The sequence below is a fragment of the Enterobacter asburiae genome (assembly GCA_011754535.1).
In the GTDB taxonomy this organism is placed as follows: Bacteria; Pseudomonadota; Gammaproteobacteria; order Enterobacterales; family Enterobacteriaceae; genus Enterobacter; species Enterobacter cloacae_N.
In genome coordinates this window covers 1,641,374-1,661,500 of record JAAQVN010000001.1, presented here as the reverse complement: position 1 = coordinate 1,661,500, position 20,127 = coordinate 1,641,374, and the positions used below count along the sequence as shown (strand labels likewise).

Below are 20,127 nucleotides of genomic sequence, written 5' to 3'. Positions count from 1 at the left end.
GTCAGTAACAAACGTAAATAAAGGCGGCCACAGGTCGCCTTTATTTTTGCTCGCGTGTAACATGCAGATGTCTAATTTCTTATAACGTCACCTGCAAAATACGCAATGGAAAAAACCCGTCAACAAGAGTTAACACGCTGGCTGAAACAGCAAAGCGTTATTTCCCGCCGCTGGCTTACGATCTCCCGTCTTTTGGGGTTCGTTAGCGGTCTGTTGATTGTTGCCCAGGCATGGCTGCTGGCCCGCATTCTTAATCACATGATCATGGAGAACATTCCCCGCGAAGCGCTCCTGCTGCCCTTTATTGTTCTGATCCTGGTTTTTGTCCTGCGCGCCTGGGTGGTGTGGCTGCGTGAGCGCGTCGGCTTCCACGCCGGACAGCATATCCGCTACGAGATCCGCCGTCAGGTGCTGGATCGCCTTCAGGAAGCCGGGCCCGCGTGGATCCAGGGTAAACCGGCCGGAAGCTGGGCGACGCTGATCCTTGAGCAGATTGACGATATGCACGATTACTACGCGCGCTATCTTCCGCAGATGGCGCTGGCGGTTTTTGTTCCGCTGCTGATTGTTATCGCCATTTTCCCCGTCAACTGGGTGGCGGCAGTGATCCTGCTGGGCACCGCCCCGCTGATCCCGCTGTTTATGGCGATGGTCGGCATGGGGGCCGCTGATGCCAACCGCCGCAACTTCCTGGCACTGGGCAGGCTGAGCGGACATTTCCTCGACCGTCTGCGCGGGATGGAAACCCTGCGTATTTTTGGTCGCGGTGAAGCGGAAACTGAGAATATTCGCCTGGCATCACAGGACTTCCGCCAGCGCACGATGGAGGTGTTACGCTTGGCGTTCCTGTCTTCCGGCGTGCTGGAATTCTTTACCTCGCTGTCGATTGCCCTCGTGGCGGTTTACTTCGGTTTCTCCTATCTCGGCGCGCTGGATTTCGGCCACTACGGCACGGCAGTCACCCTCTCTGCCGGTTTCCTGGCGCTCATCCTGGCCCCGGAGTTTTTCCAGCCGCTTCGCGACCTGGGGACCTTCTATCATGCCAAAGCGCAGGCCGTTGGCGCGGCCGACAGTCTGAAAACCTTCCTGGAGACGCCGCTGGCGCACCCGGAGCGCGGTGACGTGACGCTGAATGCTAAAGATCCCGTGACCATTGAAGCGCAGGACTTTTCCATTCTGTCACCTGAAGGCAAAGTGCTCGCGGGTCCGCTGAACTTTACCCTGCCAGCCGGAAAACGCGTGGTGCTGGTCGGCACCAGCGGTTCAGGGAAAAGTTCTCTGCTGAATGCGCTATCCGGTTTTATCGCCTACACCGGTTCGCTGCGGATAAACAAAGCTGAACTGCGTAATCTCGATCCCGACGCCTGGCGCAAGCAGCTCAGCTGGGTCGGACAAAACCCGCAGCTTCCTGCCTCCACGCTGCGCGAAAACGTGCTCCTGGCGCGCCCGGATGCCCGTGAAGATGAACTACAGTCCGTTCTCGACCGCGCCTGGGTCAGCGAGTTTCTGCCGCTGCTCCCGCAAGGAGTTGATACCGTGGTCGGCGACCAGTCCTCCGGGCTGTCAGTCGGACAGGCGCAGCGTGTGGCCGTTGCCCGCGCGCTGCTTAACCCGTGCCAACTGATGCTGCTGGATGAGCCCGCTGCCAGCCTGGATGCCCACAGCGAACAGCGCGTCATGGCGGCCCTGAACGCCGCATCCCGGCAGCAAACCACCCTGATGGTCACCCATCAACTGGAAGGCATTACCGACTGGGACCAGATCTGGGTCATGGAGAACGGCCGAATTGTTGAGCAAGGCGATTACGCCGCTCTCGTTGCCGCGCAGGGGCCGTTCGCCGCCCTGCTGGCGAACCGTCAGGAGGACATCTGATGCGTGCTCTGCTGCCTTATCTTGCGCTCTATAAACGCCACAAATGGATGCTGACGCTGGGAATCGTGCTGGCGATTGTGACGCTGCTCGCCAGCATCGGCCTGCTCACGCTTTCAGGTTGGTTCCTGTCGGCCTCCGCCGTCGCAGGGTTCGCCGGATTATACAGCTTCAACTATATGCTGCCGGCGGCAGGCGTGCGGGGTACCGCCATTACCCGAACTGCCGGACGCTATTTCGAGCGGCTGGTCAGCCACGACGCGACGTTCCGTGTTCTGCAGCACCTGCGCATTTACACCTTCAGCAAACTGCTGCCCCTCTCCCCTGCCGGGCTGGCGCGTTTTCGTCAGGGTGAGTTACTTAACCGTGTCGTTGCGGATGTCGACACGCTGGACCACCTTTACCTGCGGGTGATCTCCCCGATAGTGGGCGCGTTTGTGGTGATTGTAGTGGTCACGCTGGGGCTGTCCGTTCTGGATGTTCCCGTTGCGCTGACGCTGGGTGGAATTATGCTGCTGACGCTCCTTATTCTGCCGCCGCTGTTTTATCGCGCCGGGAAATCCACCGGGGAAAACCTGACGCGTCTGCGCGGGGATTATCGCCAGCAGCTGACCTCCTGGCTTCAGGGGCAGGCAGAGCTGACTATTTTTGGTGCCAGCAAGCGCTACCGCGCCCGACTGGAAAATACGGAGCTGAACTGGCATGACGCCCAGCGCCGTCAATCTGAACTGACGGCCTTCTCGCAGGCGCTGATGGTGTTAATCGGCGGCGTGGCGGTGATCGCCATGCTGTGGCTGGCTTCCGGCGGGATTGGCGGTAATACCCAGCCAGGCCCTCTAATTGCGCTCTTCGTTTTCTGCGCGCTGGCCGCTTTTGAGGCACTGGCCCCGGTGACGGGCGCCTTCCAGCATCTTGGACAGGTGATCGCCTCTGCCCTGCGCATCACCCAGATTGCCGAGCAGGAGCCTGAAGTCAGGTTCAGCGCAGCACAAACCGCCGTGCCTGAGCAGGTGGCGCTGAAGCTTGATAACGTGGCCTTCGCCTATGACAAGCAGGCCCAGAACGCGCTGGACGGTATCAACCTTTCTGTTAATGCAGGGCAGCGGATGGCGATCCTCGGCCGTACCGGCTGCGGTAAGTCGACGCTGCTGCAGCTGCTGACGCGGGCCTGGGATCCACAGCGCGGTCAGATTCGTTTTAATAATACGCTGCTGACCGATTTCAGCGAGCAGGCCCTGCGCAAGACCGTGAGCGTCGTTCCACAGCGCGTGCATCTGTTTAGCGCCACCCTGCGCGATAACCTGCTGCTGGCCGCGCCAGAGGCTTCGGACGATGATCTTCGCGCCGTACTGGAGCAGGTCGGACTGCAAAAGCTGCTTGAGGACGAAGGTCTCAACAGTTGGCTGGGCGAAGGCGGTCGTCAGCTTTCCGGCGGAGAGCTACGCCGTCTGGCCATTGCGCGCGCGCTGCTGCATGATGCGCCGCTGATGCTGCTCGACGAACCGACAGAAGGGCTTGATGCGACAACCGAGAGTCAAATCCTTGATTTGCTGGCGAACGTGATGGCAGGAAAAACCGTCCTGATGGTGACGCACCGCCTGCGCGGGCTGGCAAGTTTTGATCGGATAATTGTGATGGACAACGGGCACATTATTGAGCAAGGTAGTCACGCAGAGCTGTTGGCGAAACAGGGTCGCTACTATCAGTTCAAACAGCGTCTGTAGACTATATTTGTAGCGTCCTCACTCGCGTAATGGAGTTTTGCTGTCATGCGCCTGGTCCAGCTTTCTCGTCATAACATCGCGTTCCCTTCGCCGGAGGGAGCGCTGCGTGAGCCCAACGGGCTGCTGGCCCTTGGCGGTGACCTTAGCCCTGCGCGGCTATTAATGGCGTACCAGCGCGGCATTTTCCCGTGGTTTTCTCCGGGCGACCCGATTTTATGGTGGTCTCCCGACCCGCGCGCCGTGCTGTGGCCAGCGCAGTTTCACGTAAGCCGCAGCATGAAGCGATTCCATGCAAAATCCCCGTACCGTGTAACGCTGAATCACGCCTTTGGACAGGTGATCGAAGGCTGTGCCGAAGATCGCCATGAAGGGACGTGGATCACCCGCGATATCGTCAACGCCTATCATCAGCTCCATGAGCTTGGCTACGCCCACTCCATTGAGGTTTGGGAAAACGGAGAACTGGTTGGCGGCATGTACGGCGTGGCGCAAGGGACGCTATTTTGCGGCGAGTCGATGTTCTCCCGTGCGGTCAACGCCTCGAAAACCGCGCTGTTGGTCTTCTGCCAGGCCTTTGCCCAACGCGGGGGGCGTCTGATCGATTGTCAGGTGCTCAATGAGCACACCGCCTCCCTCGGTGCCGTTGACATCCCGCGACGACAGTATATCGAGCATCTGGACGCCTGCCGTCAGGAGAAGCTCCCGCGCGACTTCTGGATCCCCAGAACGCTCTTTATGCCCAATGCCTAAATGTTTTCCGCATATTTTTTGTGAGGGTGTTATAATTATGCCGCAGAGTAGCTTCTGCCTGTTGCCCCGCCGCCGTTTGGGACCTTCGCTTCAGATAACGTCCTGACGTTTATCCTGTTGTATCCCCTTTACGAATGCGCTTTCCGTTCGGTTGTACCGTGACGCTTGGGCAATGCGCCGAAACTGTTTTGCTGCGTTTTAAACGCGCAATTCTTTACTTAATTGATGAATTTCGGCATTATCTTGCCGGTTCAAAACTTGGTAGTGATACCCCAGAGGATTAGATGGCCAAAGAAGACAATATTGAAATGCAGGGTACCGTACTTGATACGTTGCCTAATACCATGTTTCGCGTAGAGCTGGAAAACGGTCACGTGGTAACTGCGCACATCTCCGGTAAAATGCGCAAAAACTACATCCGCATTTTGACGGGCGACAAAGTGACTGTTGAACTGACCCCGTACGACCTGAGCAAAGGCCGCATTGTCTTCCGTAGTCGCTAATTGTTTTCGCCTGTAATGGCAGATGAATATTTAAAAGGTCGGGATTATCCCGGCCTTTTTTATTTATGGTTTTAATGTTGCTGCGTCGGAAGATGTATTGTCATCCAAGGTTGTACAGGAGCGATTAAATCCCCCGCCATAGAATGGGCCATGTCGTGGAGTAATCCCGTCAGGTGCGGCAACATATCGCGGTCAAAATGCGAAACCAGGAGTACGTGGTTTAACGCCCGGCAGTAGTCGCATTTCGTTTCTGTATCTTCCAGCAACCACTCTTTTTGTCGCGGTTGTTCCGCTTCGTCCTCAAATTCCACCACCTGAAAATCACGCATTGATTCAGTGAGGCCGGATTTCAACTCTTCCAGGTCAGCTCCGAGACAACGGCAAACGGGCTACGTTTGCGGGAGTGATTTGCAGTCGAGGAGGATTTCGGTGAGCAGTTTGCAGCGCTCGGCGAGGGTTGGGAGATCGGGGTTGAGGGAGAGTTCGGTGTAGAGTTGGGCGAAGCTATTAATATCAGTCATAGGTGATCCTTTATGCACGTAAGATTGTCTGTGCACACACTTTCAGGACGCCAATCCCGGCACCTGATTTTGCAGGTACGCCGCCATTTTATTACTGTGGATTTATCCAGCAACAGTCTTCGAAAGAAACTGGAAAGCGCCTCGCAAAATTCTTCTGCGGTCTGTTCCCCTCACCCTAACCCTCTCCCCAAAGGGGCGAGGGGATTGTTCACTGCTCGCATTAATTTGTGGAGATTCCTCAGCCCACAGTGAGAGGAAGAAAAGCGGGCACAAAAAAGCCGGGTTAAAAACCCGGCTTTTGAACTAAAACAACTTAGTGAGCCGCTTCCGGCTTGTGCTTCGCCGCACTCTGGAAATCGTACGTCAGTTCGTTCTTCGCCTGGTCCAGCGCCACGGTCACCTGACCGCCGTCCACCAGCGAGCCAAACAGCAGCTCGTTCGCCAGCGGTTTCTTCAGGTTGTCCTGAATCACACGCGCCATCGGACGGGCACCCATCGCGCGATCGTAGCCTTTCTCGGCCAGCCAGTTGCGGGCCTCCTGGCTCACTTCCAGCGACACGCCTTTCTGATCCAGCTGAACCTGCAGTTCGACGATGAACTTATCCACCACCTGATGGATCACCTCGGTAGACAGGTGATCGAACCAGATAATGTTGTCCAGACGGTTACGGAACTCCGGCGTGAAGATCTTCTTGATCTCCTCCATCGCATCGGTGCTGTTATCCTGGTGGATCAGGCCGATGGATTTACGCTCGGTTTCACGCACCCCGGCGTTGGTGGTCATCACCAGCACCACGTTACGGAAGTCCGCCTTGCGCCCGTTGTTGTCGGTCAGCGTCCCGTTGTCCATTACCTGCAGCAGGATGTTGAACACATCCGGGTGCGCTTTCTCGATTTCATCAAGCAGCAGTACCGCGTGCGGATGCTTGATCACCGCGTCGGTGAGCAGGCCGCCCTGGTCAAAGCCCACGTAGCCCGGAGGCGCACCAATCAAACGGCTGACGGTGTGGCGCTCCATGTACTCGGACATATCAAAACGCAGCAGCTCAATGCCCAGCGCTTTGGAGAGCTGAACCGTCACCTCGGTTTTCCCCACGCCGGTCGGACCGGCGAACAGGAAGGAACCGACAGGCTTGTGGTCATGCCCCAGTCCGGCACGGGCCATCTTGATCGCTTCGGTTAAGGCCTCAATGGCTTTATCCTGACCAAAGACCAGCATTTTCAGGCGATTGCCGAGGGTGCGCAGCGTGTCGCGGTCGCTCTGAGAAACGCTCTTCTCAGGGATACGCGCGATGCGGGCCACCACGGACTCAATATCCGCCACGTTAACGGTTTTCTTACGCTTGCTGGCCGGCATCAGACGCGCACGCGCCCCTGCCTCATCAATCACGTCAATCGCCTTATCCGGCAGATGACGGTCGTTGATGTATTTCACCGCCAGTTCCACCGCCGCACGGACCGCTTTCGCGGTGTAACGCACGTCGTGGTGCGCTTCGTACTTCGGCTTCAGGCCGTTGATGATCTGCACCGTTTCCTCGACGGACGGTTCGGTCACGTCGATTTTCTGGAAGCGGCGCGCCAGCGCACGGTCTTTCTCAAAGATGTTGCTGAACTCCTGGTAGGTAGTGGAGCCAATCACGCGGATCTTGCCGCTGGAGAGCAGCGGTTTGATCAGGTTCGCGGCATCCACCTGGCCACCGGAGGCCGCCCCTGCGCCGATGATGGTGTGGATCTCATCGATAAACAGGATGCTGTTGGTATCCTGCTCCAGCTGTTTTAACAGCGCCTTGAAGCGTTTTTCAAAATCACCGCGGTATTTGGTGCCCGCCAGCAGCGAGCCGATATCCAGCGAGTAGATGGTGCAGTCGGCAATCACTTCCGGCACGTCGCCCTGCACAATGCGCCAGGCAAGGCCTTCGGCAATCGCGGTTTTACCCACGCCGGATTCCCCCACCAGCAGCGGGTTGTTCTTGCGGCGACGGCACAGCACCTGGATCGCACGCTCCAGCTCTTTATCGCGGCCAATCAGCGGGTCGATGCCGCCAACGCGAGCAAGCTGATTAAGATTGGTGGTGAAGTTTTCCATACGATCCTCCCCGCCTGCTTGCTCTTCATTGTTATTGACCTGATTGCTGGAGTCCGATGCCTGGTTAGGCTCGTCTTTGCGCGTTCCGTGAGAGATAAAGTTAACCACGTCGAGGCGGCTGACTTCGTGTTTGCGCAGCAGGTAGGCAGCCTGTGACTCCTGCTCGCTGAAGATGGCGACTAAGACGTTTGCGCCAGTCACTTCGCTACGTCCGGAAGACTGGACGTGGAATACCGCGCGCTGCAGCACGCGCTGGAAGCTGAGCGTCGGCTGCGTGTCGCGCTCCTCTTCACTGGCTGGCAGCACCGGTGTGGTTTGTTCGATGAAGGCTTCGAGTTCCTGACGTAGCGCCACCAGATCCACGGAGCAGGCTTCCAGCGCTTCGCGGGCAGATGGGTTGCTAAGCAGTGCGAGCAGTAAATGCTCGACGGTCATAAACTCATGTCGGTGCTCACGCGCTCTGGCGAAAGCCATGTTTAAACTGAGTTCCAGTTCTTGATTGAGCATAGGCACCTCCCCCAATTTTATGCCTTATTAGGCCTTTTCCAGCGTACACAGCAACGGATGCTCGTTCTCCCTCGCATAGTCGTTCACCATCGCCACTTTGGTTTCCGCCACCTCGGCGGTAAAGATGCCGCAGATAGCTTTGCCACGATAATGAACGGTAAGCATCAGTTGCGTTGCACGTTCTACATCATAAGAAAAGAACTTTTGTAGCACGTCAATAACAAATTCCATCGGCGTGTAATCATCGTTCATTAACATAACTTTATACATAGATGGCGGTTTTAGCGCGTCACGCACTTTGTCTTCCGCCAGCTGGTCAAAATCCAGCCAGTCGTTGGTCTTACCCATTTTGCATAACCACTTTGAATCTACCTCAGATGTTAGATAACAATCATCTATTACTGTCATCCGCGATGTCTGTCACAAACTGTTGCAATAGCGTTAACTGCTTCAAACTTTGGTTGATTATTGTCCCAACTCCAGCGCCAAACGCTTGACGACGTCTTTCGTTTATCTAAATTGTACAAGCGTGAGATGGCGAGGTTTTGAACAGCCCCCACTCCACCACCGGTTCATTCCATCTTAATTTATAAGATTTACGAAGGATGTCGAAGCATGGAAATGGGTACTGTTAAGTGGTTCAACAACGCCAAGGGGTTTGGCTTCATCTGCCCCGAAGGCGGCGGCGAAGATATCTTCGCTCACTATTCCACCATTCAGATGGATGGTTACAGGACGCTCAAAGCCGGGCAATCCGTCCGGTTCGATGTACACCAGGGGCCAAAAGGCAATCATGCAAGCCTTATCGTACCCGTTGAAGCAGAAACGGTTGCATAGCTCTCTGTTTTATTGTGTACATCCCGCAGTCAAAATGCCAGCCCGATCGGCTGGCATTTTTATTTTCGGGTTATTCCCGAGCCAGCGCGTCCACAGGATCCAGCCGCGCCGCGTTGCGCGCAGGCAGCCAGCCAAACAAAATGCCGGTAAAGGTGGAGCACAAAAACGCGGTGAGTATCGCCATCGGCGAGAAGCCAATCTCCCAGCCGGGTAAAAAGAGCTGGAGCGCAAAGGCAATCATCATCGAGAGCGCAATGCCCATCGCGCCGCCCACCAGACACACCAGCACCGCCTCAATCAGAAACTGCTGGAGCACGTCGCTGGCCCTGGCCCCTACCGCCATGCGGATGCCAATCTCCCGGGTGCGTTCGGTCACCGACACCAGCATGATATTCATCACCCCGATACCGCCAACAACCAGCGAGATCACTGCCACCAGCGTCAGGAACAACTGAAGAGTACGTGTGGTCTTTTCCGCCGTTTTCAAGAGGCCGTCCATATTCCAGGTGAAGAAATCCTTCTTCCCGTGGCGCAATGTCAATAGCCGCTCCAGCTGCTCTTCCGCCAGCGCGCTGTCATAGCCCTCTTTCACGCGCACGGTGATGGAATTGAGCCAGGACTGGCCCATAATCCGCCCGGAGATGGTGGTATACGGCAGCCAGACGCGCAGGATCTTGCTGCTGCCGAACATCGACTGCTTCTCTTCCGCCACGCCAATAACCGTGGCAGGCATATTGCCGACCAGGATCACTTCGCCCACCACGTTCGCTTTATTGGGGAAGAGCTGTCTGCGCGAGTTGGCGTCCAGCACCACCACCTGCGCCCTGCCCGCCAGCTGTTCGGCGTTGAAGGTGGCGCCTTCGCTGAAGGTCATGCCGTAGACGTTAAAGTAATCGCCGCTCACGCCGTTAGCGCTGGCCGCCACGTCGATATTGCCGTAGCGCAGACGCAGGTTTTGCGAAACCGCAGGCGTGGCGGAGTTCACCCACGGCTGCTTCTGGATGGCCGCCAGATCGTCATACTTCAGCGCCTGCTGATACTGCGGCTCGTCGTCACCAAAGTCTTTGCCGGGATAAACGTCGATGGTGTTGGTGCCGATAGCGCGAATATCCGCCAACACCAGCTGCTTGGCCGCATCGCCCACCACCACTATCGACACCACCGAGGCAATACCGATGATGATGCCGAGCATGGTCAGCAGGGTGCGCATTTTATTGGCCGCCATCGCCAGCCAGGCCATGGTCAGCGCTTCACGAAAGCCGCTGGAGAACTGTCCCCAGCCGGTCGAAGCAGGCAGCGCTTCCTTCGGTGCCGCCGTTCTGGCCTCGCGCGGCGGCGGGTTGCTCACCAGCTCACCGTCACGGATCTCGATAATGCGTTCAGCCTGGGCCGCCACCTGCGGATCGTGGGTAACGATAATCACCGTGTGGCCCTGATCGCGCAACTGATGCAGGATCGCCATCACCTCTTCGCCGGAATGGCTGTCGAGCGCTCCGGTCGGTTCATCCGCGAGGATCACCTGCCCGCCGTTCATCAGCGCACGGGCAATACTCACGCGCTGCTGCTGGCCGCCGGACAGCTGCGACGGCTGGTAATCCACCCGCTCCGCCAGCCCCAGACGCGTTAACAGCCCCTTCGCGCGCTCAAGGCGTTTCTTCCGCTCAACGCCCGCATACACCGCGGGCACCTCTACGTTTTGCGCCGCGCTAAGGTGAGAGAGCAGATGGTAACGCTGGAAGATAAAGCCAAAGTGTTCCCGGCGCAGCTTCGCCAGGGCGTCGCCGTCCAGCGTTGAGACGTCCGTCCCGGCCACGCGGTAGGTACCGCTGGTGGGCTTATCCAGGCAGCCGAGAATGTTCATCAGCGTCGATTTACCGGAACCCGACGCGCCTACGATCGCCACCATCTCGCCCGCCTCCACCCGCAGGGAGATGCCCTTCAGCACCTCCACCGGGCCGTCGCCCGACGGATAGCTGCGACGAATGTCATTCAGTTCAAGCAGCGCGGTCATTTAGCGGCTCCGGGCAGGCTTTCGCTGACAACAACCTCCTCGCCCTCTTCCAGCCCTTTGACCACCACCACGTCGGTGTCGTTGCGCGCGCCAATCACCACCTCGCGCTCGCGCGTCTCGCCGTTGCGCAGCACTTTCACCTTATAGCGATTGTCCCCGGCGGATTCACCCAGCGCGGAGAGCGGAACGGTCAGCACGTTCTTCACGCCGGTCAGCTGGATATGCACCTGGGCGGTCATGTCCAGACGCAGCACGCCCTTCGGGTTCGGGACTTCGAAACGCGCATAGTAGAATATGGCGTCGTTAACCTTTTCCGGCGTCGGCAGGATATCTTTCAGCACGCCTTCGTAGCGGGTTTGCGGGTCGCCGAGTACGGTAAACCAGGCGTTCTGCCCCGGCTTAAGATGGATCACATCCGCCTCGGAGACCTGGGCCTTCACCAGCATGGTGCTCATGTCCGCCAGCGTCAGAATGTTTGGCGCCTGCTGGGCGGCAATTACCGTCTGGCCCTGCAGCGTGGTAATTTGCGTCACTTCCCCGGCCATCGGCGCGACGATCTTTGTGTAATCAAGGTTGGTTTTCGCCGTATCCAGCGAGGCCTGATTACGCTTGATTTGCGCCTCAATCGTTCCAATCTGCGCCTGTTTCACCGCCAGTTCAGTCGCGGCGGTGTCTAAATCCTGCTTTGAAATAGCCTGGGTTTTCGCCAGGGCCTGCTGGCGGGTCAGCGTTACCTGCGCCAGGTTACGCTCTGCCTGCGCCTGCGCACGCTGCGCGCGCAGCTCCATCAGCGTAGCTTCCACTTCGCGGATCTGGTTCTCAGCCTGCTCGGGATCGATAACGCCAAGCAGCTGGCCTTTTTTCACCTTGTCGCCAATCTCTACCGACAGCGTTTTCAGCTGGCCGCTGACCTGCGCGCCGACGTCAACTTTGCGCAGCGCATCAAGTTTGCCCGTCGCAAGGACGTTTTGCTGCAGTTCACCGGGACGAACGATCAGCGTCTGGTACTGCGGCACAGGCGCGTTGAGCACCTGCCATAACCAGAATCCACCGGCTACAATCACCAGCGCCAGCAGCAGAAACAGCGTTCTGCGTTTTCCCTTGAGGTTCATAAATATTCCAATTAAATGTTCTGGCAATAATAAACGTTGATTCTATCTAAACGACTCCTTAACGAAACCCCCGTTCTCCGAAATCACCTTAATTTGTTTACAAGACGTTGATATTTCCCCTGCTGAAATAGCGGTATTCCAAAAGACTCAGGATTTATCATGTCTTCTATCGTCGATACACCTCTTTCAAACCTGACGCAGCCGACATCCGGCTGGCAGCTCTTCAAAAACCTGGCGTTCGGTAAGATCGCGCCCGGCCTTGCATGGCAGAACCCCGCCTATCGCCGTAAGTTCATGCTGCGTTCGCTGGCAACGCCCGTGAGCACGTCTCGCCTGTTAACGAACCTCGCTAAGCAGCCTCGTCTGATGCAGATGTTGCAGGTGCAGCCCGGTCTGCCGTGTCGGCTTCACCGTCCCTGGCTGACGGTGAAAATGGACCGTCAGCATGCACTGGAATCCCTGAACTGGCACTATGAGGCCATGAGCCGCCAGCTTCCGGCCACGCTCCTGAAGGGCTATCTTTCGACGCAGGGGACTACGCTGCTGACCTTAACCGGGAAAGATGACCAGCCATTTACCGTCCGCCTGTGTGCCGATGCGTTTCTGGATAAAGAGGGCGAGGCCACACTCACCTTCTGCGACGGTCAGAATACGGTGCTGGCGGAGCTAACCTTTACGCTCTGCCAGTTTGAAGGAAAATCAACGCTGTTCATCGGCGGTTTGCAGGGCGCGAAAGTGCATGTTCCCCATGAGCAGATCCAGAAAGCGACGAAGGCCTGCCACGGCCTGTTCCCGAAACGCCTGCTGGTTGAAGCCGCCATGACGTTCGGCGCCGCATTCCCGGTCGCGCAAATTGTTGCCGTCAGTAACGCCACCCATATTTATCGCAGCTGGCGCTACCGCAAGAAAAAAGAGGGGAAACTGCTGGCCGATTACGACAGCTTCTGGAGTTCCCTCGGTGGGGAAAAACAGGATAGCGGCCACTTTATGCTGCCGCTTGCCATGCCGCGTAAACCGATGGACGAGATTGCGAGCAAAAAACGTTCTGAATATCGCCGCCGCTACGCGCTGCTGGATAGCCTGATTCAGCAGGTAGAACAGGCAACCCGGCGTTAATCCGCCCTTCCGCGTGCCAGCCACAGCACGCGGGAGAACATTTTCCGCAGCAGCGTCGGAACGGCCTCCACGCCCCGCCTTCCCGCTTCCGTCGCCACTTCAATGGCTAAATCCGGTTTCGACGAACGGTGAATAGCTTTGGCGATCACGCGCCGCATGTTCATTGGTACGTCGATCGGCACCATCGCAATGCGGTGGAATACGTCGTCAAAGCCCTGACGGTACATAAAATGCTCCATGTCCATCGCGGGCAGCATCGTTAAGTGGTCGCGCTCTTCTTCGCGCTCGTTGTTCAGCAGGCTGCGCACGGTTGAGGCATATTTTTTCCCCGCCTCGTCACCGTCCACCAGCACATGCCATTCAATTCCCATTCGGCGGGCAAATTTTATCAGCGGTTTTAATCCCGACTGGGCAAATTCGATGACCTTAATGCCCTCTGCATCAAAATGGTGGCCGCACTGGCGCGCCAGTTCGTTGATGACCCAGGTTTCCGTTTCCCCCTCAACCAGCAGCCAGCAGCGGGCAAAGAGCGACGAAGCGCGATTAAAGCGGATGTGAAACGCGATACGCCGCCCGTCTTCGGCATTCATCCCGCCGGGTCCGAGGCGGTACGCGGATACGCGGGAGGACTCGCGCACCAGACGGCAGATGTGCTCCACCGGCGTCAGCGATAGCAGTTCACCGGAATTGGTGGTGGTAATCCGCTGGAGCGGCAGCAGATTGAGCAGGTGCCATGCCACGGAGAGCATGATGGGGTGCAGGCGCGTTTCCGGGTCTTCCACCAGCAGCAGCGGCCGGGCATCCCGGTCAAGACGCACGGTGCCCTTCGCCTGCAGAAGCGTTGAAAACAGCCCCAGTAATATCACCCGATGGGTACGCCCGCCGGGCCGGTCAATCATCCGGTTGATGATGTCGAGATAGCGCCAGCTGCGCTGTTCATCATGAGAGCGGCGGCGCATCAAACGATGGCGGGACTCCGACGTGCCCTGCTCGGAAAAGTAGTGCTCTAGCAGCTGCACCATCGCGGACAGCCCCTGACGAATTTGACCATCGGTAAGATTCTGCGGACGCGACACCAGCTCTCGCGCCAGAAAATCCAGCTCGCGGGCGGTGACTTCCACTTCCGGCATGTTCGGTACGGTGCCGTTACGAATACGGCGCATAAAGCGCGCATCGCGCAGGCGTAACACCGGCGTCAGGCGGATCAGATGACGCGCAAGATCGTCGATATTCTCCAGCGGGATCGGGTTGGCTTTCTCATCGAGGAATTCACGCAGGGTCAGCACCCCCTCGTTTTCCGCCATCTCCCCTTCCAGACGATAGAAAATCCGGTGGAAACTATCGTCGCAGGGCACCCAGCAGGGCGACAGCGGACGGAAGCGACGCACGCGGTGACGGCCGGGCTCGGATTCGCGGAACGTCAGGATGATATGCAGATGCTTCTCGCGGCCCGTCACGTCGCCGGGCGGGAACCAGAAATCATCGTGAACAAAGTGGTACAAATCATCTTCGGGTGAAAGCAGCAGCGTCAGCGCATCCAGCAGGCTGGACTTACCCCACGCGTTCTCGCCGATCAGGACGTTGTTCTGCTCCAGCTGAAGCGACAGGCGGTTAATACCGCGAAACCCGACAATTTCCACACGTTCGAGAAGCATAAATCCCCCGCGAAATGATCACTTTTTCCTTTAAGTTATCAGCAGTATAGCGGCAGGAATCCTGGCACGACAGCAGAACATTCATCCTTGTGAGATTTGAACTATGCTCTATTTACCGCTGACTTGAACAAGGATTGACATCACATTGCCTTAAATCAAATTAATCGAATTTATTTAAGTGGCGAAGGGGTGTTGTTGGTTTTTAAAATACGGGCTCTTTGAGTCGTCATCCCTTTATGGCGATATATCCCGCGCGCGGGAAAACGCGTGGAAAATAATTTTGAGGTGGTTATGTTTAGAAAATTGGCAGCAGAGTGCTTTGGTACATTCTGGCTGGTATTTGGTGGCTGCGGTAGTGCCGTTCTGGCAGCAGCATTCCCGGAATTAGGCATTGGTTTTGTCGGCGTCGCGCTGGCGTTTGGTTTAACCGTATTAACCATGGCGTTTGCCGTAGGGCATATTTCCGGGGGTCATTTTAACCCGGCGGTGACATTAGGTTTATGGGCGGGCGGCCGTTTCCCGGCGAAAGAGGTTATTGGCTACATCGTGGCGCAGGTGGTTGGCGGTATTATTGCGGCGGGCGTTCTGTACGTCATTGCCAGCGGTAAAGCGGGCTTTGACGCAGCGGCCAGCGGCTTCGCCTCTAACGGCTTCGGCGAACACTCTCCGGGCGGTTATTCCATGCTGTCTGCCATCGTCATTGAAATTGTGCTGACTGCAGGCTTCCTGCTGGTGATCCACGGCGCAACCGACAAATATGCGCCAGCAGGTTTTGCGCCTATTGCCATCGGTCTGGCGTTGACGCTTATCCACCTGATTTCTATTCCGGTCACCAACACCTCTGTTAACCCGGCGCGCAGCACCGCGGTGGCCATTTTCCAGGGCGGCTGGGCGCTTGAGCAGCTGTGGCTGTTCTGGGTGATGCCGATCGTCGGCGGTATCCTGGGCGGCGTGCTGTACCGCACCCTGCTGGAAAAACGCGATTAATCTATCCCTCCCTCTCCCCATGGGAGAGGGCCGGGGTGAGGGCAACAGGCCGCACATACAAGCCGGGTAAGGCGCAGCTGCCACCCGGCTTTCTTTTGCCGCTTTACTGAATAGCCTTTATTGGGTAGTGTCTCTGGCGCTTAACGAATACTCAAAAGGACCGGCTGTTCATGTTTTCAGGACTCCTCATTATTCTGCTGCCTCTGATTGCGGGCTATCTTATTCCGCTGCGTCATGAATCGGCCTTAAAGCTTATCAACCGTTTTCTCAGCTGGATTGTTTACGTCATTCTGTTCTTTATGGGGATCAGCCTGGCCTTCCTGGATAATCTGGCGACGAATTTACTTTCCATCCTGCATTATTCTGCGGTCACCGTGGTGGTTATTTTGCTGTGCAATATTGCCGCCCTGCTGTGGCTGGAACGCACTATTCCGTGGAAAAATAATCACCACCAGGAAAAGCTGCCCTCCCGAATTGCAATGGCACTGGAATCATTAAAGCTCTGCGGCGTCGTGGTGCTCGGATTTCTTCTGGGCCTTACCGGATGGACATTTTTACAGCACGCAACAGAGGCCAGCGAATATACCCTGATCTTCCTGCTGTTCCTGATTGGCATTCAGCTGCGAAATAACGGCATGACGCTGAAACAGATCGTCCTGAACCGTCGGGGAATGATCGTTGCCGTTATGGTTGTCGCCAGCTCAATGGTGGCGGGCGTCATTAATGCCTTTATTCTCGATCTGCCTCTGAAGACCGGCCTGGCGATGGCCTCCGGGTTCGGCTGGTACTCCCTCTCCGGTATTCTGCTGACCGAATCCTTCGGCCCGGTCATCGGCAGCGCCGCCTTCTTTAACGATCTGGCGCGAGAGCTGATTGCCATCATGCTGATCCCGGGTCTGGTTCGCCGCAGCCGCTCAACGGCGCTGGGCTTGTGCGGCGCGACGTCGATGGACTTTACCCTGCCGGTCCTTCAGCGTTCAGGCGGGCTGGAGATGGTGCCCGCCGCCATCGTACACGGCTTTATTTTAAGTCTGCTGGTTCCGGTTATGATGGCCTTCTTCTCCGCCTGATACTTCTTTGGCGGTAGGTTTCCTGCCGCCAAAATTGCGCTAAATCAATCTCCCCCTATTTTGTCGCAGAAAGCCCTTTTCACCGTTCAGGCACAGGCATAACCTTAAACATGTATATCAAATATAACTTTAACAGGTGTGATTATGTTTTGTGTGCAATGTGAACAAACCATCCGTACCCCGGCAGGCAATGGCTGCTCTTACGCACAGGGTATGTGCGGCAAAACCGCAGAAACATCTGACCTGCAGGACCTGCTGATTGCTGCCCTGCAAGGCCTTTCCGCATGGGCGTTCAAAGCCCGCGAATACGGCGTTGTCGACCACTACGTCGACAGCTTCGCCCCGCGCGCCTTCTTCTCCACGCTGACCAACGTTAACTTCGACTCTCCGCGCATTGTCGGCTATGCCCGTGAAGCGATTGCCCTGCGCGAAGCGCTGAAGGCGCAGTGCCTGAAGGTGGATGCTAACGCTCATGTGGACAATCCTATGTCAGAGCTTCAGCTGGTGAGCGACGATCTGGGCGACCTCCAGCGTCAGGCGGCAGAATTCACCCCGAATAAAGACAAAGCGGCGATTGGCGAGAACATTCTCGGCCTGCGCCTGCTGTGCCTGTACGGCCTGAAAGGCGCTGCGGCCTATATGGAGCACGCGCACGTGCTCGGTCAGTACGACAATGACATCTACGCCCAGTACCACAAGATCATGGCGTGGCTGGGTACCTGGCCTGCCGATATGAACGCCTTGCTTGAGTGCTCAATGGAAATCGGCCAGATGAACTTCAGGGTGATGAGCATTCTGGACGCAGGTGAAACCAGCACCTACGGCCACCCGACGCCGACGCAGGTCAACGTGAAAGCGACCGAAGGCAAGTGCATCCTGATTTCCGGTCATGATCTGAAAGATCTCTACAACCTGCTGAAGCAGACCGAAGGCACCGGTGTTAACGTCTATACCCACGGCGAAATGCTGCCGGCGCACGGCTACCCGGAGCTGCGTAAATTCAGGCATCTGATCGGTAACTACGGCAGCGGCTGGCAGAACCAGCAGGTGGAATTTGCCCGTTTCCCGGGCCCTATCGTGATGACCTCTAACTGCATCATCGACCCGACCGTGGGCGCGTATGACGACCGCATCTGGACCCGCAGCATCGTCGGCTGGCCGGGCGTGAGCCACCTCGAAGGCGACGATTTCGGTCCGGTTATCGCCCAGGCGCAGCAGATGGCGGGCTTCCCGTACAGCGAAATTCCGCACCTGATCACCGTCGGCTTCGGTCGCGAGACGCTTCTCGGCGCCGCTGACTCGCTGATCGATCTCGTCAGCCGTGAAAAGCTGCGCCACATCTTCCTCGTCGGCGGATGCGACGGCGCGCGCGGCGAACGTAACTACTTCACCGATTTCGCCACCCGCGTGCCGGAAGACTGCCTGATCCTGACCCTGGCGTGCGGTAAATACCGTTTCAACAAGCTGGACTTCGGCGACATCGAAGGCCTGCCGCGCCTGATTGATGCAGGCCAGTGTAACGATGCCTACTCGGCCATTATTCTGGCGGTCACGCTGGCGGAAAAACTGGGCTGCGGCGTCAACGATCTGCCGCTCTCCCTCGTGCTCTCCTGGTTTGAGCAGAAAGCGATTGTCATCCTGCTCACCCTGCTCTCTCTGGGCGTGACCAACATCGTGACCGGCCCGACCGCGCCAGGCTTCCTGACGCCGGACCTGCTGGCCGTGCTGAACGAGAAATTCGGTCTGCGTTCAGTCACCAACGTTGAAGATGATATGAAGCAACTGCTGAGCGCGTAAGGAGCTATTCATGACCATGCCAACCTCACAATGTCCGTGGCGGATGCAGGTTCATCACATCCATCAGGAGACGCCGGATGTGTGGACGCTTTCGCTGCTCTGTCACGACTACTATCCGTACCGTGCAGGCCAGTATGCGCTGGTCAGCGTCCGCCATTCGGCGGACACCCTGCGCGCCTACACGATCTCCTCCACGCCGGGCGTGAGCGAGTACATCACGCTCACCGTCCGCCGCATTGATGACGGTGCCGGCTCGCAGTGGCTGACCCGTGACGTGAAGCGCGGAGATTACATCTGGCTGTCCGACGCCCAGGGGGATTTCACCTGTGACGACAAGACAGACGATAAATTCCTGCTGCTGGCGGCGGGCTGCGGCGTAACGCCGATCATGTCGATGCGCCGCTGGCTGGCGAAGAACCGCCCGCAGGCCGACGTGCAGGCGATCTTCAGCGTGCGCTCTCCGGAAGACGTTATTTTCGCCGAGGAGTGGCGTGATTATCCGGTGACGCTGGTGGCGGAACACAACGCGACGCACGGCTTTGTGCCCGGCCGCCTGAGCCGCGAGATGCTGCAAAGCGTGCCGGACATTGCGAACCGTACCGTAATGACCTGCGGCCCCGCGCCGTACATGGATATCGTGGAGAAAGAGGTGAAAGCGCTCGGCGTAACCCGTTTCTTTAAAGAGCAGTTCTTCACGCCGGTGGCGGAAGCGGCAAGCAGCGGGATTCAGTTCACCAAGCTGCAGCCCGCGCAGACCTTCTTTGGCCGCGTGGGCACCACGCTGCTGGAAGCGCTGGAAAGCAACAAGGTGCCGGTAGCAGCGGCCTGCCGGGCGGGCATGTGCGGCTGCTGTAAGACGAAAGTGGTTTCCGGGGAGTACACCGTCACCAGCACCATGACGCTGTCCGACGCGGAGATTGCCGAGGGTTACGTGCTGGCATGTTCATGCCACCCGCAGGGCGATCTGGTGCTGGCGTAATGTGATGCGGTGCCACCATTTTTGCCGGGTGGCACTGCGTTTACCTGGCCTACTTTGTACGTGCTGGCTCTTCGCAGGCCCGGTAAGCGTTAGCGCCACCGGGCTTTTGTTGCTTTCACCGCCACGCCGGACCTTTCCCCAGCGCAAACCGCCCTGCCCCTAAAAACGCCACCGCCAGCGAGCCAATAAAGAAGTACACCAGGCTTTCAATCGCCCATGCACCGACCTTATCGAGCGCGAATGTCTCATCCATTCCCACCATCAGCCACGCCACGATCATCGTAAACGCCAGCACCAGCGCGGCCGGGCGCGTGAAGAGGCCGACAATAATCAGTATCGGTGCCACCACTTCACCAACCAACACGCCGTAAGCGATAAACCCCGGCAACCCTTTCTCCGCCAGCATGCCACTGATAAAGCCCACGCCGCCGAAAAGCTTGTGCAAACCGTGAAACAGCATCAGCCCGCCGACGGTAAGTCGTAACAAGAGTTTGCCAAAATCGTCGTGCGACAGCTTTTCATTAACAGCAATTAACAATGATTTAACCATTTGAAATGATTCCTGTTTTCATCCAAGTGATGACCAGATTATGCTGAATAATT

16 protein-coding genes and 1 pseudogene are annotated in these 20,127 nt (G+C 57.4%); 10 read left to right on the top strand and 7 right to left on the bottom strand.

Translation table 11 applies throughout. The features are described from left to right. Window positions 1–105: 105 nt before the first annotated feature. From cydD to infA, 4 genes are all read left to right on the top strand, one after another. Complete coding sequence (cydD, locus tag HBM95_07755) at window positions 106–1,872, top strand: cysteine/glutathione ABC transporter permease/ATP-binding protein CydD (GenBank protein ID NIH42824.1); 1,767 nt, start codon at window positions 106–108, stop codon at window positions 1,870–1,872. Next, window positions 1,872–3,593, top strand: a complete 1,722-nt coding sequence (gene cydC, locus HBM95_07750; GenBank protein ID NIH42823.1) for a cysteine/glutathione ABC transporter ATP-binding protein/permease CydC — start codon at window positions 1,872–1,874, stop codon at window positions 3,591–3,593. The genes cydD and cydC overlap by 1 nt, the downstream gene beginning before the upstream one ends. A 45-nt stretch (window positions 3,594–3,638) precedes the next feature. Next, the gene (gene aat, locus HBM95_07745; GenBank protein ID NIH42822.1) at window positions 3,639–4,343 is read left to right on the top strand and encodes a leucyl/phenylalanyl-tRNA--protein transferase; all 705 of its coding nucleotides are present in this window, start codon (window positions 3,639–3,641) and stop codon (window positions 4,341–4,343) included. Window positions 4,344–4,627: 284 nt separating this feature from the next. Beyond that, window positions 4,628–4,846, top strand: coding sequence for a translation initiation factor IF-1 (gene infA / locus HBM95_07740; protein ID NIH42821.1), 219 nt, complete (start codon window positions 4,628–4,630; stop codon window positions 4,844–4,846). 71 nt (window positions 4,847–4,917) lie between these two features. On the opposite strand, the pseudogene HBM95_07735 reads toward infA, so the two are convergent. The 3 genes and pseudogenes from HBM95_07735 to clpS form a co-directional block, all read right to left on the bottom strand. After that, window positions 4,918–5,367 (bottom strand): annotated as a pseudogene (locus HBM95_07735) (hypothetical protein). 313 nt (window positions 5,368–5,680) lie between these two features. Further along, window positions 5,681–7,960 carry an ATP-dependent Clp protease ATP-binding subunit ClpA gene (clpA, locus tag HBM95_07730; protein ID NIH42820.1) on the bottom strand — a complete coding sequence of 760 codons (2,280 nt, stop codon included), beginning with the start codon at window positions 7,958–7,960 and terminating at the stop codon, window positions 5,681–5,683. A 27-nt stretch (window positions 7,961–7,987) separates the two neighbouring features. Then, window positions 7,988–8,308 (bottom strand): ATP-dependent Clp protease adapter ClpS, encoded by a 321-nt coding sequence (gene clpS / locus HBM95_07725; GenBank protein NIH42819.1) that lies wholly within the window; start codon window positions 8,306–8,308, stop codon window positions 7,988–7,990. Between the two features lie 267 nt (window positions 8,309–8,575). Between clpS and cspD the strand changes: the two genes are divergently transcribed. After that, window positions 8,576–8,797: a cold shock-like protein CspD gene (cspD, locus tag HBM95_07720; protein NIH42818.1), complete on the top strand. Its 222-nt coding sequence runs from the start codon at window positions 8,576–8,578 to the stop codon at window positions 8,795–8,797. 70 nt (window positions 8,798–8,867) lie between these two features. Here the strand turns inward: cspD and macB are convergent, their stop codons facing one another. Together macB and macA are read right to left on the bottom strand one after the other, a co-directional pair. Beyond that, window positions 8,868–10,808: a macrolide ABC transporter ATP-binding protein/permease MacB gene (gene macB / locus HBM95_07715; GenBank protein NIH42817.1), complete on the bottom strand. Its 1,941-nt coding sequence runs from the start codon at window positions 10,806–10,808 to the stop codon at window positions 8,868–8,870. Further along, the gene (gene macA / locus HBM95_07710) at window positions 10,805–11,920 is read right to left on the bottom strand and encodes a macrolide transporter subunit MacA (protein NIH42816.1); all 1,116 of its coding nucleotides are present in this window, start codon (window positions 11,918–11,920) and stop codon (window positions 10,805–10,807) included. The genes macB and macA overlap by 4 nt, the downstream gene beginning before the upstream one ends. A gap of 159 nt (window positions 11,921–12,079) precedes the next feature. Between macA and HBM95_07705 the strand changes: the two genes are divergently transcribed. Continuing rightward, window positions 12,080–13,036: a DUF535 domain-containing protein gene (locus HBM95_07705; GenBank protein ID NIH42815.1), complete on the top strand. Its 957-nt coding sequence runs from the start codon at window positions 12,080–12,082 to the stop codon at window positions 13,034–13,036. Here the strand turns inward: HBM95_07705 and HBM95_07700 are convergent. After that, entirely contained in the window at window positions 13,033–14,691 is a 1,659-nt protein-coding gene (locus tag HBM95_07700) for an ATP-dependent endonuclease (protein ID NIH42814.1), read from the bottom strand. The two genes, HBM95_07705 and HBM95_07700, sit on opposite strands and share 4 nt — an antisense overlap. 291 nt (window positions 14,692–14,982) lie before the next feature. On the opposite strand from HBM95_07700, the gene aqpZ reads away from it, so the two are divergent. The 4 genes from aqpZ to hcr all read left to right on the top strand — a co-directional run bounded on the left by aqpZ (window position 14,983) and on the right by hcr (window position 19,524). Continuing rightward, the gene (gene aqpZ / locus HBM95_07695) at window positions 14,983–15,678 is read left to right on the top strand and encodes an aquaporin Z (protein NIH42813.1); all 696 of its coding nucleotides are present in this window, start codon (window positions 14,983–14,985) and stop codon (window positions 15,676–15,678) included. A gap of 170 nt (window positions 15,679–15,848) precedes the next feature. After that, the gene (locus HBM95_07690; GenBank protein ID NIH42812.1) at window positions 15,849–16,748 is read left to right on the top strand and encodes a lysine exporter LysO family protein; all 900 of its coding nucleotides are present in this window, start codon (window positions 15,849–15,851) and stop codon (window positions 16,746–16,748) included. A gap of 144 nt (window positions 16,749–16,892) precedes the next feature. Further along, window positions 16,893–18,545 carry a hydroxylamine reductase gene (hcp, locus tag HBM95_07685; protein ID NIH42811.1) on the top strand — a complete coding sequence of 551 codons (1,653 nt, stop codon included), beginning with the start codon at window positions 16,893–16,895 and terminating at the stop codon, window positions 18,543–18,545. A gap of 10 nt (window positions 18,546–18,555) precedes the next feature. Continuing rightward, on the top strand, window positions 18,556–19,524 hold the full coding sequence (gene hcr, locus HBM95_07680) for an NADH oxidoreductase (protein NIH42810.1): 969 nt from the start codon (window positions 18,556–18,558) through the stop codon (window positions 19,522–19,524). 115 nt (window positions 19,525–19,639) lie between these two features. On the opposite strand, the gene HBM95_07675 is transcribed toward hcr, so the two are convergent. Then, the gene (locus tag HBM95_07675) at window positions 19,640–20,074 is read right to left on the bottom strand and encodes a DoxX family protein (protein ID NIH42809.1); all 435 of its coding nucleotides are present in this window, start codon (window positions 20,072–20,074) and stop codon (window positions 19,640–19,642) included. Window positions 20,075–20,127 lie beyond the last annotated feature (53 nt).

Bases quoted from the DNA above. Each gene is read 5' to 3' on its own strand.
- macA (NIH42816.1), bottom strand. From the start codon at position 11,920: ATGAACCTCAAGGGAAAACGCAGAACGCTGTTTCTGCTGCTGGCGCTG.
- HBM95_07705 (NIH42815.1), top strand. From the start codon at position 12,080: ATGTCTTCTATCGTCGATACACCTCTTTCAAACCTGACGCAGCCGACA.
- hcp (NIH42811.1), top strand. From the start codon at position 16,893: ATGTTTTGTGTGCAATGTGAACAAACCATCCGTACCCCGGCAGGCAAT.
- aqpZ (NIH42813.1), top strand. From the start codon at position 14,983: ATGTTTAGAAAATTGGCAGCAGAGTGCTTTGGTACATTCTGGCTGGTA.
- macB (NIH42817.1), bottom strand. From the start codon at position 10,808: ATGACCGCGCTGCTTGAACTGAATGACATTCGTCGCAGCTATCCGTCG.
- cydD (NIH42824.1), top strand. From the start codon at position 106: ATGGAAAAAACCCGTCAACAAGAGTTAACACGCTGGCTGAAACAGCAA.
- cydC (NIH42823.1), top strand. From the start codon at position 1,872: ATGCGTGCTCTGCTGCCTTATCTTGCGCTCTATAAACGCCACAAATGG.
- clpS (NIH42819.1), bottom strand. From the start codon at position 8,308: ATGGGTAAGACCAACGACTGGCTGGATTTTGACCAGCTGGCGGAAGAC.
- infA (NIH42821.1), top strand. From the start codon at position 4,628: ATGGCCAAAGAAGACAATATTGAAATGCAGGGTACCGTACTTGATACG.
- clpA (NIH42820.1), bottom strand. From the start codon at position 7,960: ATGCTCAATCAAGAACTGGAACTCAGTTTAAACATGGCTTTCGCCAGA.
- aat (NIH42822.1), top strand. From the start codon at position 3,639: ATGCGCCTGGTCCAGCTTTCTCGTCATAACATCGCGTTCCCTTCGCCG.
- HBM95_07675 (NIH42809.1), bottom strand. From the start codon at position 20,074: ATGGTTAAATCATTGTTAATTGCTGTTAATGAAAAGCTGTCGCACGAC.
- HBM95_07690 (NIH42812.1), top strand. From the start codon at position 15,849: ATGTTTTCAGGACTCCTCATTATTCTGCTGCCTCTGATTGCGGGCTAT.
- hcr (NIH42810.1), top strand. From the start codon at position 18,556: ATGACCATGCCAACCTCACAATGTCCGTGGCGGATGCAGGTTCATCAC.
- cspD (NIH42818.1), top strand. From the start codon at position 8,576: ATGGAAATGGGTACTGTTAAGTGGTTCAACAACGCCAAGGGGTTTGGC.
- HBM95_07700 (NIH42814.1), bottom strand. From the start codon at position 14,691: ATGCTTCTCGAACGTGTGGAAATTGTCGGGTTTCGCGGTATTAACCGC.